Below are 15,569 nucleotides of genomic sequence, written 5' to 3' on the forward strand. Positions count from 1 at the left end.
ATCGCTGAAACATCGGCGTAGCGGTGGTCGAAACATCGGCTTAGCGCCAGGTCTGTACGGTCGGTGCCCATGGAGCCTGATGCGCAGAGCCTCGCGATGGTAGCGCTCCCACCATCGCCGGAGGCCGAGGCCGTCTACCGCGAACTGCTGAAGGCGGCGCCGGTGCCGGAGCACGATTTCCTGGCCGGCGCCGCCGCACCCGCCGAAGCAGGCCGCTGGCTCGCCGCGTTCCTCGCCGCCGGCCTGATCCGCCGGGACGCGGACGGACTGCTGCAGGTCTGCCCGCCGCGGACCGCGCTGGAGGCGTGGGCGGCGCAGCGCGAGATGGAAGCCGCACAGGCCAGGGCGAGCGCGCATGCGCTGTCCCAGCTGTACACCGCCGTGCACGGCACGGGCGCGACGTTCGTCGAGGTGGTCGAGGGCAAGCTCGCGGCCCGGGAACTGTTCCGGGCGCTGCAGGCCGCCGCCCGGACCGAGGTGCGCGGACTCGAGCGCGGGCCGTACTTGCCCGACGCCCCGCCGGCGCCGGAGGAGGTGCAGCTCGACGGCATGCGCCGCGGGCTGCGATACCGTGCCGTCTACGACGGGAGCGTGCTGCACGACGAAGCGTTGCTCGCCGCCGTACGCGATGCCGTGGCCGGCGGCGAGCAGGCGCGCGTCTTCGCCGACGTGCCGGTGAAGTTGCTGCTGTCCGACGCGGACCGGGGACTGGTCATGTTGCCCCGCACGGGCGGCGGAGACGCCGACGCGCTGCTGATCTACCCGTCGAAGCTGCTGGATGTGCTCTCCGAGCTGTTCGAGGTGTTCTGGCGGTTGGGCGCGCCGATCCAGGCGGCCGGCGGCCGCGCCATGGCGTCCGCGGACGCCGGACGGCCCGACGTCGATCCCGGCTCGGATGCCCAGCGGCTGCTGGTGCTCCTCACCGCCGGGCTGACCGACGAGGCCATCGCCCGTGACCTCGGCGTCAGCCAGCGTACGGTGCACCGTCGGGTCAGCCGGCTGCAGGAGCTGCTGGGCGCCCGGACCCGGTTCCAGCTGGGCGTGCAGGCCAGCCGCCGGGGCTGGTTGTGATCGGGCTGACTGAAACCAGTCATGTCCGGTCTTCGCCGCCGCCAACCGATGTGCGGGGCAGCTCCCTCCGGTCATGGTGGTGGCGAACCCAGTTGCACCGAGAGGACGACACCATGCCTCACTTAGCGCCCGTGCCGCGCCACGCGAACCGTAGGCGCCGACTCGCGGCCATCGGGACGTCGCTGATCGCGGCGGTCCTCGTGGCTGTGCTCAGCACGCCACCCGCGGCGTCCGCCAGCGGCGCCACCGAACCGGACACCGCCGCGCTCGCCGGCGCCCTCGCGCAGCAGCAGCTCACCTGGGAGCCGTGCGGGCCCGGCACCGTGACCGCCGAGCAGGAAGCGGCGCTGCGGCTCGCCTGCGCGACCGTGACCGTCCCGCGGGACTGGCACGATCCACGGGACGGCCACACGCTGCAGGTCCGCATCTCCCGCACGGTGGCCACCGGCTCCGACCGCAAGGGCATCCTGCTGGTCAACCCCGGCGGCCCCGGTGGCAGCGGGCTGTCTCTCGCGCCGTACGTGGCACTGGCCGGCCCTGCCGTCGGCGAGCACTACGACGTCATCGGGTTCGACCCGCGCGGCGTCGGCCAGAGCAGCCAGCTGTTGTGCTCGGTCACCTTCGACAGTGAGATCCACAACACCAACGACAAGATCACGCAGGCGGAGGTCGCCGGCTGCCGCGGCACCGAGCTGACCAAGTACATCACCACCGAGCAGACCGTGTACGACATGGACTTCATCCGCGGCCTGCTCGGCGAGACGAGGATGAACTACCTCGGCTACTCGTACGGCACCTGGCTCGGCACGTGGTACGCGTCCACCTTCCCGGGCAAGGTCAACCGGATGGTGCTCGACTCGGTCGCCGCGGTCGACTCGCCCACCCTGCAACAGACCTGGGACCTGCAGCCGTTCACCCGCGACCGGGCGTTCCAGGAGCAGCTCATGCCGTACATCGCGCGCCACGACGACGTGTACGGCCGGGGCACCGACCCGATGGCGGTCCGGCAGCTGTGGGAGCGAGCCGGCGGCACCCGGGTCGGCATGGGGCCGTTCATGTTCGGCTGGTTCATCCTGGGCGCGCTCTACAACACCGAGAACTACGGCGTCGCCGCGGCCGCCGTGGACTACGTCATCGACTACTACGAGCAGTGGAGCGGCTGGACACCGGAGCAACTGCTGGCCGACGCGACCGCCAAGCTGCTGGCCCGGCCCGGGCTGACCGCCGACCAGCGGGCGTACGTGGAGCAGGCAGCCGCCGAGGCCAGGGCCGGTCTGACGGCTGACGCGGACCGAGCGAAGCCGGCCGGGTCCGCCTCCGAGTACACCTACGACATCGACTACGTCTTCGAGGTGATCCGCTGCCAGGACGGCCAGTGGAACCAGAGCGTCGGCTACTGGCGCGCCTTCAGCGACCGGCTCACCCGTGAGGCGCCCTTGATCGCGCCGTACATGCAGGACCCGCCGGCGTGCGCGTACTGGCCGACGACCAACGCCATGCCCGCTCCGAACCAGAAGACGTTCCCGAAGGTGCTGATGCTGCAGAGCGAGCTCGACGTGGCCACCGCGTACGAGGGCGCCCTGTCCGCCGCCCGGCACCTGCCCGGGGCTCACATGATCAGCGTCGACAACGAGGGCAGCCACGGCGTCTTCCCCTACTACACCAGCTGCGTCGACGACCGGGTCTACGCGTATCTGCTGGACGGGTTGTTGCCCGACGACCAGTTCACCGCCTGCCAGGCAGTGCCGCTGCCCGACGAGACGGCCGTCTACGAAGTGGGCGGCAGCCTCCAGCCGAAGGGCACCGTGCGGACCCAACCGGTCAGCGACGACATGCGGGCGGCCAACAAGATGCTCAAGCGCATGCTGCGCACCGAGCCCGGCCCGTCGTACCCCGAGTAGTCATCACGCGGTGACACCGCGCGGATGGCCGGTCCCACCCGAGGCCGGCCATCCGCGTTGGCGGATCCGCTTGTCAGGAGCGGAGCTCTCCGCCCGCCCTCGTCGCGCGGGCGCGGCCCGGCCATGGCCACGGCACCCGTGCCCGGTCCGTACATGCTTCCCGCGTGCGGCGCGCGATGTTGACAGCGGGTAAGCGCCGTGTTGACATCCTGAGAGAGCGCTCTCCCCTGTCTCCCTCCCCCATGGAGCGAACAATGACAACAGCCGTTCGCCACCGTCTGGCGGCGGTGGCCGTGGTGCTCGTGGCACTCAGCGGGCTGCTCGTCAAGGTGGCCGTCAGCGCCTCGGCCACCGTCCCGCCCACCCCGTCGGGCTGGTCGCTGGTCTGGTCGGACGACTTCGGTGGCGCGGCCGGCACGCTGCCCTCGTCGGCCGACTGGATCATCGACACCGGTCACTCGTACCCCGGCGGCCCCGCCAACTGGGGCACCGGCGAGATCCAGAACTACACCTCCAGCACCTCCAACCTGAACCTCGACGGCGCCGGCAACCTCCGCATCACGCCACAGCGCAGCGGCTCGGGCGAGTGGACCTCGGCCCGCATCGAGACCAGGCGGGCCGACTTCAAGCCCGCCGACGGCCGCGTCCTGCGCATCGAGGGCCGCATCCAGATGCCGAACGTGACGGGGGACGCCGCGCTGGGCTACTGGCCGGCGTTCTGGGCGCTCGGGGCTCCGTACCGGGGGAACTACTGGAACTGGCCGGGGATCGGCGAGTTCGACATCATGGAGAACGTCAACGGCATCAACTCCGTCTGGGGCGTGCTCCACTGCGGCGTCAACCCGGGCGGCCCGTGCAACGAGACCACCGGCCTCGGCGCCAACCGCGCCTGCCCCGGCTCGACGTGCCAGGCGGCGTTCCATACCTACCGCTTCGAGTGGGACCGCAGCGTGAGCCCGAACCAACTGCGCTGGTACGTGGACGGGCAGCAGTTCCACAGCGTGAGCCAGTCGCAGTTCGACGCGGGCACCTGGAACAACATGACAGGGCACGCGGGCTACTTCCTGCTGCTCAACGTGGCGATGGGCGGGGCGTTCCCCAACGCGCTCGGCGGCCAGACACCCACGGCGGCGACCGTGCCCGGGCGGCCGATGCTGGTGGATTACGTCGCGGTGTGGCAGAGCGGAAGCGGATCCACCCCTCCTCCCGGGAGCGTTGACGCGCGTTCGACCATCCAGGCCGAGCGGTACCAGGCGCAGTCGGGCACCATCGTCGAGACGACCACGGACACGGGCGGCGGGCAGAACGTCGGGGCCGTCGCCAACGGCGACTGGCTCCGCTTCGACGGCGTGAACTTCGGGACGGAGGCCGCCCACCAGTTCAAGGCCAGGGTGGCGTCCGGGGCCGCGGCCGGGGTGAGCGGGCTGGTGCAGGTCCGGCTGGACAGCCTCACCGCCGCTCCCATCGGGGACTTCGCCGTCGGCGGCACGGGCGGGTGGCAGAACTGGCGTACGGTGCCCGCCAACATCTCGGCCGTGACGGGGACGCACACGGTGTATCTGACCTTCAGCAGCGGTCAGCCGGCCGACTTCGTCAACGTCAACTGGTTCACGTTCTCGACCAGCTGAGAGGCTCAGAGGGTCTCGAAGAGGCGTGGGAAGACCTTGGAGACCTTGGACAGCAGGTACTCGCCGTAGGTGCCGGTGAAGTCGACCTGGCCGTCCCACCTCTGGCCAGGCGCATACGGCAACGGCGGTACCTCGCTGTCCCAGCCGGGGTCGAAGAAGAACGGGAAGCTGAGCCGCTCGTTGCCGCTGCGGTTGCGCACCCGGTGCGGGGTCGAGCGGTAGTGGCCGCCGGTGAGCTTGTCGAGCATGTCGCCGATGTTGCAGACGAACGTGTTCTCCAGCGGCGGGGCCTCGGTCCAGCCACGCGGGGTGTGTACCTGGAGGCCGCCGTTCGCGTCCTGGAGGAGGAGAGTGAGCAGGCCGTAGTCGGTGTGCTCGCCGACGCCCCACGTGTCGGGGTCGTCCGGCGGAGCGGGCGGGTAATGAAATATCCGGAAAAGTACGGTCGGGTGGGCGGTGTAGCCCGCGCGGAAGTAGTCCTCGTCCAGGCCCAGGCTCAGGGCGATCCCCGACATGACGGACTGGGCGAGCGCGGTCATCGTGTCGAGATACTCGAGTACGGCGTTGCGTAGCTCGGCGACCTGGGCGGGGAACAGGTTCGGACCGTGCAGCGGGAGCGGACCCGGCGGCGTCTCGGCCCCGAAGTAGATGCCTTCCTTCAGGTCGGGCCGCCCCGAGGTCAGCTCGCCGCCGACCGGGAAGAAGCCGCGCCAGGCCTTGCCTCCCTTGTCCATGGAGATCTCGGCCTTCACCTCGTCGGGGAGGGCGAAGAAGTGCCTGCTCGCCGCGTCGAGGCGGGTGAGGAGGTCCTGGGGCACGCCGTGGCCGGAGACGTAGAAGAAGCCGCTGTCCCTGCATGCGGCGCCGATCGCGTCGGCGACTCGATGCTTGGCGGCCCCGTCGGTGTCGGCGAGGAGAGGTGCGACATTGATCACCGGCAATTCGCTCACGCCGTCATTTTGACACTCTCCTCGGTGCCGGCACCGTCGCATGCATGGCCACGCGGCCGCGGTTCACGGGGGCGGAATGCACCTCGCTCCCGGGTGGGCGTCAGCCGGCCCACCGCGTAACCGGCCCACGTTGCGCCGTAACGGCGGCCGGCCGGTGAAGGGTCAGACGGCGTCTCCTGGAGGGCCATCAGCCCCTTGCGGTGGGTGGCGGTCCGTAGGCGCAGCCGTACGAGATGGGGGGTTTTGAGGCACGTGCGGTGCCGCACGAAGCACGGCGGCGCATGAGAGGAGCGCAGGGGTTTTGAGACACGTGCGGCGCCGCACGAAGCACGGCGCCGCACGAGAAAGCACAACAGACCAATGATCAGCCCTTGTCGGCCTCGCCGGTGGCCTGTTCGAGCTGGTCTTCGGGGGAGGCCTCAAGGTCCTGCTCGGCATCGGCGCCCGCCTGGGCGGAGGCCTTGTCGAGGCGCACCCAGCTCGTCACGCTCTCCACCGCGAACAACACGAAAAGGTACGCCGTCAGCACCGCCAGCACCGGCGTCAGCACGTCAAGTGCCGCTCCCACACCGATGATCAGCAGCCGCAGCTCCCAGCCGAGCCCCGCGTGGAACACCCAGGCGGGCGGCCAGATGCTCTGCCGCGTCCGGTAAACGGTGTCATACGTGTGGTAACCCACGACATAAACCAGCACGAAAAGCAGCCACTTGGGCGCGTCGGCGGCGAGGCCGACCGCGATCATGGTGAGGAACTCGGCGCCGCGCAGCAGCGGCGGCGTGAGCCAGTCGAAGCGGCCCAGGTGGTCACGCGGCGCGGTCGGCAGCACGAGCAGCAGCGTGATCACGACGGGGAGCAGCAGCAGAGGGCCCGGCTGGAGCACGCCGGTGACCACGAGGGCGGCGACGACCAGGAGGGCGGCGAGCGTGGTGGGCACGGGCGGCAGGCCCCGGCCGAGCTTGCCGGCGAGCGCGTGGGCGAGCGGGCCGTCGTCACGGTAGGCGAGCAGGCGGGCGGTCTGGATGCGGCGGCGCTCCTCGTCGGGGTCCGGCGTGGGGGTGGCCATGGCCTGCGGGTGAGTGATCATACGAGCGACCTCATGAGGCGTCCGGTGAGGGTGTAGGCGGCGGCGACGGAGCCCCAGATCACCAAGGTGATGAAGGTGATCCGGGCGTCGAAGAGGGCGGCGGTGATCGCGATGGCCGCGAACCGCTCGCCGATGGGGAAGACGATCATCTTGCGCGCCCAGTGGATGGTGCGGAACTTGCCGGCCTTGGTCCACATCTTGAGCAGGCCACGCAGGCCCTGGCTCCGCTCCACCTTGCGGCGGGTGAGCGCCTGGCGCAGCTGGCGGTCGTCGGGCGCGTCGAGCGGCAGCGTGGGCAGCGGGGACGGGGGCTTGCGGCGGTTGGCGACGCCGAAGGAGAAGTCGAGCAGGTGGCGTACGGACTGCAGGCCGATCGCGGCCAGTGCCAGGATCCAGATGTCGTCGCCGTTGCCCGAGACCACCCAGCCGATGGCCAGGCCGGCGAAGACGACGTACTCCTTGAACCGGTCGAACGTGGCGTCCAGCCACGCCCCGAGCACGCCGAACTTGCGCGCGTAGCGGGCGACCTGCCCGTCCACGCAGTCGAAGACGAACGCGAAGTAGATCAGCAGCCCGCCCAGTACCATCCACGGCCGGTCGCCGGTGGCGAAGCAGGCGGCGGCCGCCACGCCCAGCGTGATCGAGATCAGCGTCACCTGGTTGGGCGTGAGGCCGCGCCTGGCCGCCCAGCGGGCGATGAAGCGGGAGTAGGTGGAGACGAAGTACGTGGTGAAGAAGCCGTCGGCGCCCTTGACCGCGTTGTTGAGCCTGGCCCGGTCCTCGTCCATGCCGGCCATCTCGGCGCCGGCCTCGTTGACCTCTTCCTGGGTCGTGACCCGGCGGTAGAACAGGTCACGACGGCCCCTGATGCCGACCGACACGCCCTTGCGCACCAGGCCGAACACGATGAGCTGCACCAGGTCGTCGTCCTCGCCGAACGAGGAGGCCATCTCGGCGAGCTCGCGGCAGGTCTCCGCCAGTATCGGCGCGTTGCGCGCGCTCACGTGCAGCGGGCCGAGCAGGATCGCGTTCGGCCTGGTCACGGCGTGGTGCGCGGTGCCCACCGACACCACGCGCGACTTGCCGACGCGTGAGCGCACCGGCAGCCCTTCGAGCCGGTTGGGGCCGATCTCGGGCTCGGCCTCGTCGATCGGGACGTGGTCCTCGGGGCCGTTGTCGTCCTGCTCCTCCTCCTCTGTCACCTCCGGACGCGGCTCCTTGGCGACGAGCGCCAGCGCGCCGCGCTTGGCCTTGGTGATCTGGTAGATCAGCTCGTCGTGTACGACTGAGTTTTCCGGGATGATGAAGAGGTTCTCCGTTGCGGACTCGGCGACGTCGGCCAGGGCGCGCAGGGCGGCGGCCACATCGCCTGACTCGATCGTGGCGAGCCGCGGATCCAGGGAAGTGAGCTGGCTGCGTAGTCGCTCGGCCACGGTGGGGTTGCCGGATAGCGCGGCCAGCCTCAGGCCGGTCGGAGAGGTGTCGGGGCCGGGCGAGGCGCCCAGCAGGACCACGCGGGTCATGACTCCCTTTCGAGGCGGTAGCGGGGGGTTGAACAACGGGTAATGCGGGGACAGACGTCAAAGTCTAATGAGAGTGACGTAAAGTCGCGTCACCAGAGCATGCCCGTAACATGACTTCGATCCGGCCGTAAGATGTTCGAGTGAGTCTCTACCGTGACGAAGGCGTAGTTCTACGCACACAGAAGCTCGGTGAGGCCGACCGTATCGTCACCATCCTGGCAAAGCGCACCGGCAAGATCCGGGCCGTGGCGAAGGGCGTGCGCCGCACGACGTCCCGTTTCGGGGCCAGGCTGGAGCCGTTCACCCACGTCGACCTGCAGTTGCACACCGGCCGTACGCTCGACGTCGTCACGCAGGCGGAGACCCTCAGGCCTTACGGCGAGGCGCTGGCCGCCGACTATCCCCGCTACACCGCGGGCAGCGCGATGCTGGAGACGGCCGACCGGCTGACGCACGGGGAGAAGGAGCCGGCGCTGCGGCAGTTCCTGCTGCTGGTGGGTGGGCTGCGCACGCTCGCCGACCGCGAGCACGAGGCCCGGCTGGTGCTGGACGCGTACTTCCTGCGCTCGCTGGCCGTGGCCGGCTACGCCCCCGCGCTCGACGCGTGCGCCAAGTGCCAGGCACCGGCGATCAGGGCGTTCGCCATCGTCGCCGGGGGAGTGGTGTGCGGGGCGTGCAGGCCGGCCGGCTCGGCCGTGCCGGCGGGAGAGACGATCGGGCTCATGACGGCGCTGCTGCGCGGCGACTGGGCCACCGCCGACGCTTCGGAGTCGCGTCATCGCAGCGAGTGCAGCGGACTCGTGGCCGCATATCTGCAGTGGCACCTCGAACACGGAATACGCTCTCTCCGACACGTCGAAAGGGAGCCTGTGTGAACGTACGACCTCCGACCCCGCATCCGTCGGGCGCGACGCCGCCGCCGATCCCGCGCGACCTGGTGCCCCGGCACGTCGCCATCATCATGGACGGCAACGGCCGCTGGGCCAAGGCCCGCGGACTGCCCCGCATCGAGGGGCACAAGGCGGGTGAGTCCTCGCTGTTCGACGTCATCGAGGGAGCGCTCGAGCTGGGCGTTCCCTATCTGAGCGCGTTCGCGTTCTCCACGGAGAACTGGAAGCGGTCGCCCGACGAGGTCCGTTTCCTCATGGGGTTCAACCGGGACGTGATCCGGCGACGGCGCGACGAGCTCAACGCCATGGGCGTGCGCGTGCGCTGGGCGGGCAGGCCCGGGCGGCTGTGGAAGAGCGTCATCTCGGAGCTGCAGACCGCCGAGGAGATGACGGTCGCCAACCGCAAGCTGACGTTGCAGTTCTGCGTCAACTACGGCGGGCAGGCCGAGATCATCGACGCGGCGGTCAAGCTGGCCCAGGACATCGCGGCCGGGCGGGTCAAGCCGTCGAAGGTCAGCGAGAAGGTGTTCGCGCGTTACCTGGACGAGCCCGAGATCCCTGACGTGGATCTGTTCGTGCGCTCGTCGGGGGAGCAGCGGTTCTCGAACTTCCTGCTGTGGCAGTCGGCCTACGCCGAGATGGTGTTCCTCGACCGGTTGTGGCCTGACTTCGACCGCCGGGACCTGTGGGAGGCGTGCGAGATCTTCGCCAAGCGCGACAGGCGCTACGGCGGGGCCATCCCCAACCCGGTCTGACCTGCCGCTGCGGCAGCGGCCCGGATGCCGGTGGATGGTCCGCAGCGCCTTCACCGGCTCGCCGCCACGGAGCAGCCGGCAGGAGCCGCGCAGGATCACATGGAACCCGCTCCTGTCGCGGCCGGATCACGTCGGCCCGCATCGCGCCGGCCATCTCACCACCCACGGCTTGGTGGCCCCTTGGCCGCTAGCTATACATAGGTATAGTCTGCTGTTCGTAGGAATAGTGAGCTGTACCCATGAATAGGAGCTGGTAGCCGATGGCTTCCGCACGCGGAGCCGGCCGGGCGAGCACCCTCGCGGGCACCGGCCAGCTCATCCGCCTGGCGCTGCGCCGCGAACGGGGCATCGCGCCCTGGTGGATCCTCCTGATCGTGACCATGGCCCTGGTGATGGTGTCCTACGTCAACAGGGCCATGGGCACGTACGAGCTGAAGGTCAACTACACCGACCTCGTCACCAGGAACGCCTTCCTGCGGGCGCTCGGCGGCGGCCTGGTCGAGCCGCGGCTGGAGGTGCTCGCGACGTGGCGCAGCGGCGGCTTCCTGTACGTGGCGAACGCGTTCGCGGCCCTCATGTCGATCGTCCGGCACACCCGCAGGGAGGAGGACGCGGGCAGGAGCGAGCTGGTCCGGTCGGGCGTGGTGAGCCGCCACGCGCCTCTGACGGCCGCGCTGCTGGTCGCGGGCGGGATCAGCCTGGCGGCCGGCGCCCTGACCGCGGTCGTGGTGATCGCGGCCGGGTTCCCGCCCGTGGGGTCCGTCGCGTACGGCGCCGCGATCACGGTCGCGGGCTGGGTGTTCGCCGCCGTCGCCGCGGTGGCCGCCCAGCTCGCGCGGAGCGCCCGCACGGCCACCGCGATCAGCCTGTCCGTGCTCGGCGCCGCCTACGTGATGCGCTATGCCGGTGACGCGACCGGGCAGTACTGGCTCAAGGCGCTGTCCCCGATCGGCTGGAGCCATCTCGTGCGGGCATACCAGGGCGAGCGGTGGTGGGTGCTCGGGGTGTCGATCCTGGTCGCCGCGATCCTGTACGCGGTCGCGTACCGGCTGCTCGACCGCCGCGACCTCGGCGCGGGCCTGCTGCCCGAGCGCCTGGGCCGGGAGTCGGCGCCGGAGCTGCGCGGCCCCATCAGCCTGGCCTGGCGGCTGCACCGCGGCCTGCTGGCGAAGTGGGCGGCCGGCGTCGCGTGCTTCGCCGCGGCAGGGGCCGCGCTCAGCCCGCTCACCCGGGACCTGCTCTCGCGGCCGAGCATCGTGGTGGAGAACATCACGCACACCCTCGGCCTGTCCGACCTGGGCAGGACGCTGGGCGCCTACTCGTGGTACCTGATCCTCATCCTCGCGTACGCCGTCGCGCTCTACCCGGTGCTCATGACGCTGCGGCTGCGTTCGGAGGAGACCTTGGGCCGCGCCGAGACCGTGCAGTCCACTCCGATGACCCGCCTGCGCTGGGCGGCCGGGCACCTGGTGGTGACGGGGCTCGGCACGGCGGCGCTGATGGCCGTCGCCGGGCTCGTGTTCGGCACGCTGTACTCGGTGCTCGTGGGTGACCTCGCCACCGACCTGCCGCGCTTCCTGGCGGGGGCGCTGAGCACCGTGCCCGCAGCGTGGTGCGTGGGGGCGGTCTGCATGCTCGCGTACGGGCTGCTGCCGCGGGCCAGCGTGGCGATCTCCTGGGTCGTGTGGCTCCTGACCGCGGCGCTCGGCCAGGTCGTCGGCCCCCTGTACGGGCTGTGGGGCGGGAGCCCGCTGGAGCCGTTCCACTACATCCCGAACGCGATGATCGGGACGCCCTTCGACGCGCGCCCCACCCTCACGCTGGTGGCCCTCACGGCGCTGCTGCTCGGCGGCGCCCTCATGGGTCTGCGCCGCCGCGACTTCGGCTGAATGATCTAGCATGTCGTGCCACTCGACCAGATCGGAGGGCGAATGGGCGGCCATTCCATCGAGGTGCGGTCCGACGTGGTGGTCAAGCGATACCGATCATCGGGCTACGACGAGCCCGAACGCGAGTGGCGAGCTCTGAAGCTGCTGGCCGAACACGATCCCGGCCTGGCTCCGGCGCCGGTGACCGCCGAGCTGAAGGGCGATCCGCCGACCGTGGTGATGTCCCGCCTGGACGGCGCGGCCGTGAGCGGGGAGATCACGGGGAAGCTCGTCGACGCCCTGGCCGAGGCCGTCACCGGTGTCCAGCAGGCGATCCCGCCGCGGGTGCTGGAGCGGGTGCCGCCGCGTGCCGGGCACCCGGTCGAGCTCCTTCAGCTCGTACGCGAACGGGCTGCGGCGGCCGAGCCCGATCCCGCGATCGCCGAGGCGCTTCGCGCGGCCACGGCCTGGGTGGAGCGGCCGGCCCTGGAGCAGCTGCTCGCGCGGCCGGGCACCCCGGTGTTCGGCACCGGCGACGGGAACATCGCCAACTACCTGTGGGACGGCACGAAGGTCCGGGTCATCGACTTCGAGTACTCCGGCCGGAGCGATCGCGCGTTCGAGCTGGCCGAGGTCACCGAGCACATCGCGGTCTGGGAGAACGACCCGGCCGGGATGACCGCCGTGCTCGAACGGCTCGAGCTGACGGCCGAGGAGGCGGCCAGGCTCACGGAATGCCGCCGGCTCCTCGCGCTGTTCTGGCTGCTGCGGGTCCGCGAGGACATCCGATCCGAGCAGGCGGACCGGATGCTGGCCCTGCTGTAGAACGCCGCCGCCGCTACGACGGCTCGGCGAGCGAGCGCGTCAGGCGTACTCCTTCTTCGAGATAGCCCAAGGACGCGTAGAACCGGCGGGCGGTCGTGTTGGCCGCCCCCGTTTCCAGGGTCAGATGGCTGAGGCCCTGCTGCCGGGCCCAGTCCTCGGCCGCGGCCATCAGCCGCCTGCCCACTCCGCCGCGCACGGCGTGCTCGGCGACGGCCAGTTCGCCCACGTAGGCGTCCGTCGCGCCGGTGAAGTGCCGCTGGCGGCTGACGGAGACCACGCCGATGACCCGGGAGTCGTCGCCTTCCACGGCGACGAATACCGCGCCGTGCCGGCCCGCCAGGGAGTCGGTGAGCCATCGTTGTCCCGCCCGTATGGCGGCCTGGTGATCTCGCCAGGCCGCCACACCTTCGGCGAGCCTCGGCGCCAACGTCAGAACGGCCTCACGGTCCTCGTCGCGGGCAGGCCTGATCCGGATGAGCGCTTGGTCGACGTTCATGGGCAAGCAGCATTACAGATGAGATGCCGCGGAAAAAAGGGCCAGGCTCGCGCTCAGAGGGCGTCGGCGAGGCGGTCGACCTGGTTCGGGTCGCGGCCGTAGCAGTACAGCATCACCTCGTCCGCGCCGAGGTCCGCGTACTGGGCGACGGCCTGGCGGATCTCGCCCGGCGTGGTGAGCATGCCGGAGACCATCCGGTCGGCCATGCCGGTGAACTCGTAATAGGCGCCCATGGCCGTACGGGCATCCGCGACGACGTCCTCGGGGCCGAGCGCGACGTTGACCTGGGTGACGATGCGGGGCGCGCCGGAACGGCCCGCCTCCTTCCAGAACCGCTGAACGGTGTCGATGAGCCCGCCGGCCCAGGACGGCGGGGCGGCGGCGAGGAACCCGTCTCCCCAGCGCGCGACCCGGGCGAGCGCGGCCGGCTGGAAGCCGCCGAAGAGCACCTCGGGGCCTCCGGACCGAGCGGGGAGGGGCCCGATCGGGCCGGCCCCGTCGCCGTACGGCTCGCCGGACCACAACCGGCGCATGACGGCCATCTGCTCATCGAGGCGGCGGCCGCGGGTGCGGATGTCGGTGCCCGCGACCAGGTGGTCGTCCTCGCGGCCGCCGACGCCGATCCCCAGGACCAGCCGGCCGCCGGAGATCAGGTCCAGGGTCGCGGCCTGCTTGGCGAGCAGGGCGGGCTCGCGAAGGGGCGCGAGCAGGACCTCGGTCTGTACGCGTACGCGTGTGGTGGCTCCGGCGATGACCGCCAGGGCGACCAGCGGCTCGGGGTTGTCGTAGACCAGGCGGTCGAGGAGAGCGAGAGTGGTGAAGGGGCCGGCATCAGCGCGGCGGGCCCAGTCGAGCAGTGCCGCGGGGTCGCTGATGGGCAGGCCGAGACCGACGTTCATGAAGTACCTCCGTGAAGGGGCATGCGTAATCGATGCCGCCCCTCCAGGACCTCCACGACGGGGGAGGCAGGGCTCCCGTTCTGCGGCGCACTTCTGGGAAGCTCCTGATCAAGTGAGCCTCACTCTAAGGGAACGCCACCACGCCGGGCAACCCGCGGTGCTCAGGTGGGGTCGCCTTGGTGGGCGCCGATGTTCGGCTGTGTGTCCCGGGAGATCGGGGTGCCGTGGATGTCGCGATCGCCGTCATCGTGAATGGCGAGACCGGCGCCGAGGGCCGGGGAATCGCCGTCGAGCCGGAATCCGAGCAGGTTTTCGGGGTTGACGAATTTCGGGTCCGCGATCACGGGGTTGGCGTGGTGCGCAGGCACGGTGACGTTGTAATAGAGGTTGTGGTCGTAGACGCCCACCGCGTCATTGATGGCCGAGCCTTCCCGGCGGCCGAAGAAAATGTTGTTGGTGAAGGCGATCGGCGTGTGGTCGCCGCGGCTGCCGACGATCGTCCCGGCGGAGGGGCTGTAGATCACGTTGTTGTAGAACTTCACGTTCTTGATGGCGTTCGCGCAGCCGTTGGCGACGACGGGGATCTCGAAATCGCCCAGGAGCAGGTCCTTGTCGTTCTGGCTGATGTTGTAGCGGATCGTCGCGCCATCGGTGTGCGAGCCGGCGATCGCGCAGAACAGCATGAACGGGCCGTCGTTGTCGTGGCTGTAGTTGTACTGGTAGACGAGGTCGGAGTTGCCCGCGTCCACGCTGAGCGCGAACGACGGCGGCGTCGCCGAACCGCCGGTGATCTCGTTGCACTGCACGACGGGGCGGATCGAGTTGGACGCGAGAATCGCGGCCCGGGATTCCGCCGTGCGCAGGCCGAACCCGTCGACCTTGTTCTGTTCCGTCAGCGAGTCGACGCCGTTCTGCACGAGGATCCCGTCCCCGCCGAGGCCGCTGAGTTCATTGCGGAAGATCCGCACATTGGTGATGGGGACGAAATGGTTGGTGCCGGCCGAATAAAGCTCGTGGCGATTCCACTGCGACAGCGTGCCGATGCCGATGTTGTCGACGTCGGACACGGTGTTGTGCGAGATCCGGATCCCGTCGAATCCGGTGGCCACCTGGGAGCCGGCGGCCTTGAACACGATGCCGCCGCTGTTCTCCACCTCCGGTTTCAGGGAGTCGCAGCCGACCACGTCGTGGACCACCACGTCGTCGACCACGTAGTGCCTGCCGATGCCGTAATCCTCGAGCAGGACGTAGATGCCCGCGCGGGGAGTCGCGTCCTGGGGGCCGGGATTGGAGATGTCGAGTTCGCGGATCTCCCAGCCTTCCACGTTGTGCAGGAACACGGCGGCGCGTGCCCCGTCGCCGGCGATGGCGGGGCGGGCGCCGGTGCCGTAGGAGCCGATGACGATGGGGTTGTCCGCGGTGCCCGAACCCTGCGGCTTCAGGACTCCCTCATAAGTGGTGCCGCGGCGGAAGAGAATGGAGTCGCCCGGCTCGAAGACGACCGAGTTGATCTGCTCCAGGGTCCGCCACGCCGCATGCGAGGTAAGGCCGGAGGCGGAATCGTCGCCTGAGACGGAATCCACGTGATAACGCGCGCCGGTTCGAAGAGGTGGGCTCTGCACCATGAAGCTCACTCCAGAAAAAGGGACAGCCCCCTGCGGGAGGGGGCTGTCGTGGGA

The 15,569-nt window shown here is 70.3% G+C and carries 13 protein-coding genes; 7 read left to right on the top strand and 6 right to left on the bottom strand.

Annotated features, from left to right (window positions below):
- Nucleotides 1-69 precede the first annotated feature (69 nt).
- From ACQPWU_RS14005 to ACQPWU_RS14015, 3 genes are all read left to right on the top strand, one after another.
- On the top strand, nucleotides 70-1,071 hold the full coding sequence (locus ACQPWU_RS14005) for a helix-turn-helix transcriptional regulator (protein ID WP_433439956.1): 1,002 nt from the start codon (nucleotides 70-72) through the stop codon (nucleotides 1,069-1,071).
- A 113-nt stretch (nucleotides 1,072-1,184) separates the two neighbouring features.
- Nucleotides 1,185-2,972, top strand: a complete 1,788-nt coding sequence (locus tag ACQPWU_RS14010; RefSeq protein ID WP_433439958.1) for an alpha/beta hydrolase — start codon at nucleotides 1,185-1,187, stop codon at nucleotides 2,970-2,972.
- 254 nt (nucleotides 2,973-3,226) lie between these two features.
- A complete protein-coding gene (locus ACQPWU_RS14015; protein WP_433439960.1) occupies nucleotides 3,227-4,600 on the top strand; it encodes a glycoside hydrolase family 16 protein in 1,374 nt (457 codons plus the stop codon).
- A 5-nt stretch (nucleotides 4,601-4,605) separates the two neighbouring features.
- Here the strand turns inward: ACQPWU_RS14015 and ACQPWU_RS14020 are convergent, their stop codons facing one another.
- The 3 genes from ACQPWU_RS14020 to ACQPWU_RS14030 form a co-directional block, all read right to left on the bottom strand.
- Nucleotides 4,606-5,550: an isopenicillin N synthase family dioxygenase gene (locus ACQPWU_RS14020; protein WP_433439962.1), complete on the bottom strand. Its 945-nt coding sequence runs from the start codon at nucleotides 5,548-5,550 to the stop codon at nucleotides 4,606-4,608.
- Nucleotides 5,551-5,914: 364 nt separating this feature from the next.
- A complete protein-coding gene (locus ACQPWU_RS14025) occupies nucleotides 5,915-6,634 on the bottom strand; it encodes a DUF5941 domain-containing protein (RefSeq protein ID WP_433439964.1) in 720 nt (239 codons plus the stop codon).
- The gene (locus ACQPWU_RS14030; protein ID WP_433439966.1) at nucleotides 6,631-8,157 is read right to left on the bottom strand and encodes a CDP-alcohol phosphatidyltransferase family protein; all 1,527 of its coding nucleotides are present in this window, start codon (nucleotides 8,155-8,157) and stop codon (nucleotides 6,631-6,633) included. The genes ACQPWU_RS14025 and ACQPWU_RS14030 overlap by 4 nt, the downstream gene beginning before the upstream one ends.
- Nucleotides 8,158-8,297: 140 nt before the next feature.
- On the opposite strand from ACQPWU_RS14030, the gene recO reads away from it, so the two are divergent.
- The 4 genes from recO (at nucleotide 8,298) to ACQPWU_RS14050 (ending at nucleotide 12,495) form a co-directional block, all read left to right on the top strand.
- Nucleotides 8,298-9,032 carry a DNA repair protein RecO gene (gene recO, locus ACQPWU_RS14035; protein WP_433439968.1) on the top strand — a complete coding sequence of 245 codons (735 nt, stop codon included), beginning with the start codon at nucleotides 8,298-8,300 and terminating at the stop codon, nucleotides 9,030-9,032.
- Nucleotides 9,029-9,802 carry an isoprenyl transferase gene (locus tag ACQPWU_RS14040; protein ID WP_433439970.1) on the top strand — a complete coding sequence of 258 codons (774 nt, stop codon included), beginning with the start codon at nucleotides 9,029-9,031 and terminating at the stop codon, nucleotides 9,800-9,802. The genes recO and ACQPWU_RS14040 overlap by 4 nt, the downstream gene beginning before the upstream one ends.
- Nucleotides 9,803-10,062: 260 nt before the next feature.
- Nucleotides 10,063-11,691, top strand: coding sequence for an ABC transporter permease (locus ACQPWU_RS14045; protein ID WP_433439971.1), 1,629 nt, complete (start codon nucleotides 10,063-10,065; stop codon nucleotides 11,689-11,691).
- 42 nt (nucleotides 11,692-11,733) lie between these two features.
- Nucleotides 11,734-12,495, top strand: coding sequence for a phosphotransferase family protein (locus tag ACQPWU_RS14050; RefSeq protein ID WP_433439973.1), 762 nt, complete (start codon nucleotides 11,734-11,736; stop codon nucleotides 12,493-12,495).
- A gap of 13 nt (nucleotides 12,496-12,508) precedes the next feature.
- Here the strand turns inward: ACQPWU_RS14050 and ACQPWU_RS14055 are convergent, their stop codons facing one another.
- The 3 genes from ACQPWU_RS14055 to ACQPWU_RS14065 form a co-directional block, all read right to left on the bottom strand.
- Entirely contained in the window at nucleotides 12,509-12,991 is a 483-nt protein-coding gene (locus ACQPWU_RS14055; RefSeq protein WP_433439974.1) for an N-acetyltransferase family protein, read from the bottom strand.
- 53 nt (nucleotides 12,992-13,044) lie between these two features.
- Nucleotides 13,045-13,890 (bottom strand): LLM class flavin-dependent oxidoreductase, encoded by an 846-nt coding sequence (locus tag ACQPWU_RS14060; RefSeq protein ID WP_433439976.1) that lies wholly within the window; start codon nucleotides 13,888-13,890, stop codon nucleotides 13,045-13,047.
- Between the two features lie 161 nt (nucleotides 13,891-14,051).
- Nucleotides 14,052-15,473 carry a hypothetical protein gene (locus ACQPWU_RS14065; protein ID WP_433439977.1) on the bottom strand — a complete coding sequence of 474 codons (1,422 nt, stop codon included), beginning with the start codon at nucleotides 15,471-15,473 and terminating at the stop codon, nucleotides 14,052-14,054.
- Nucleotides 15,474-15,569 lie beyond the last annotated feature (96 nt).

It is taken from the genome of Nonomuraea sp. CA-141351, assembly GCF_050944675.1.
GTDB lineage: Bacteria > Actinomycetota > Actinomycetes > Streptosporangiales > Streptosporangiaceae > Nonomuraea.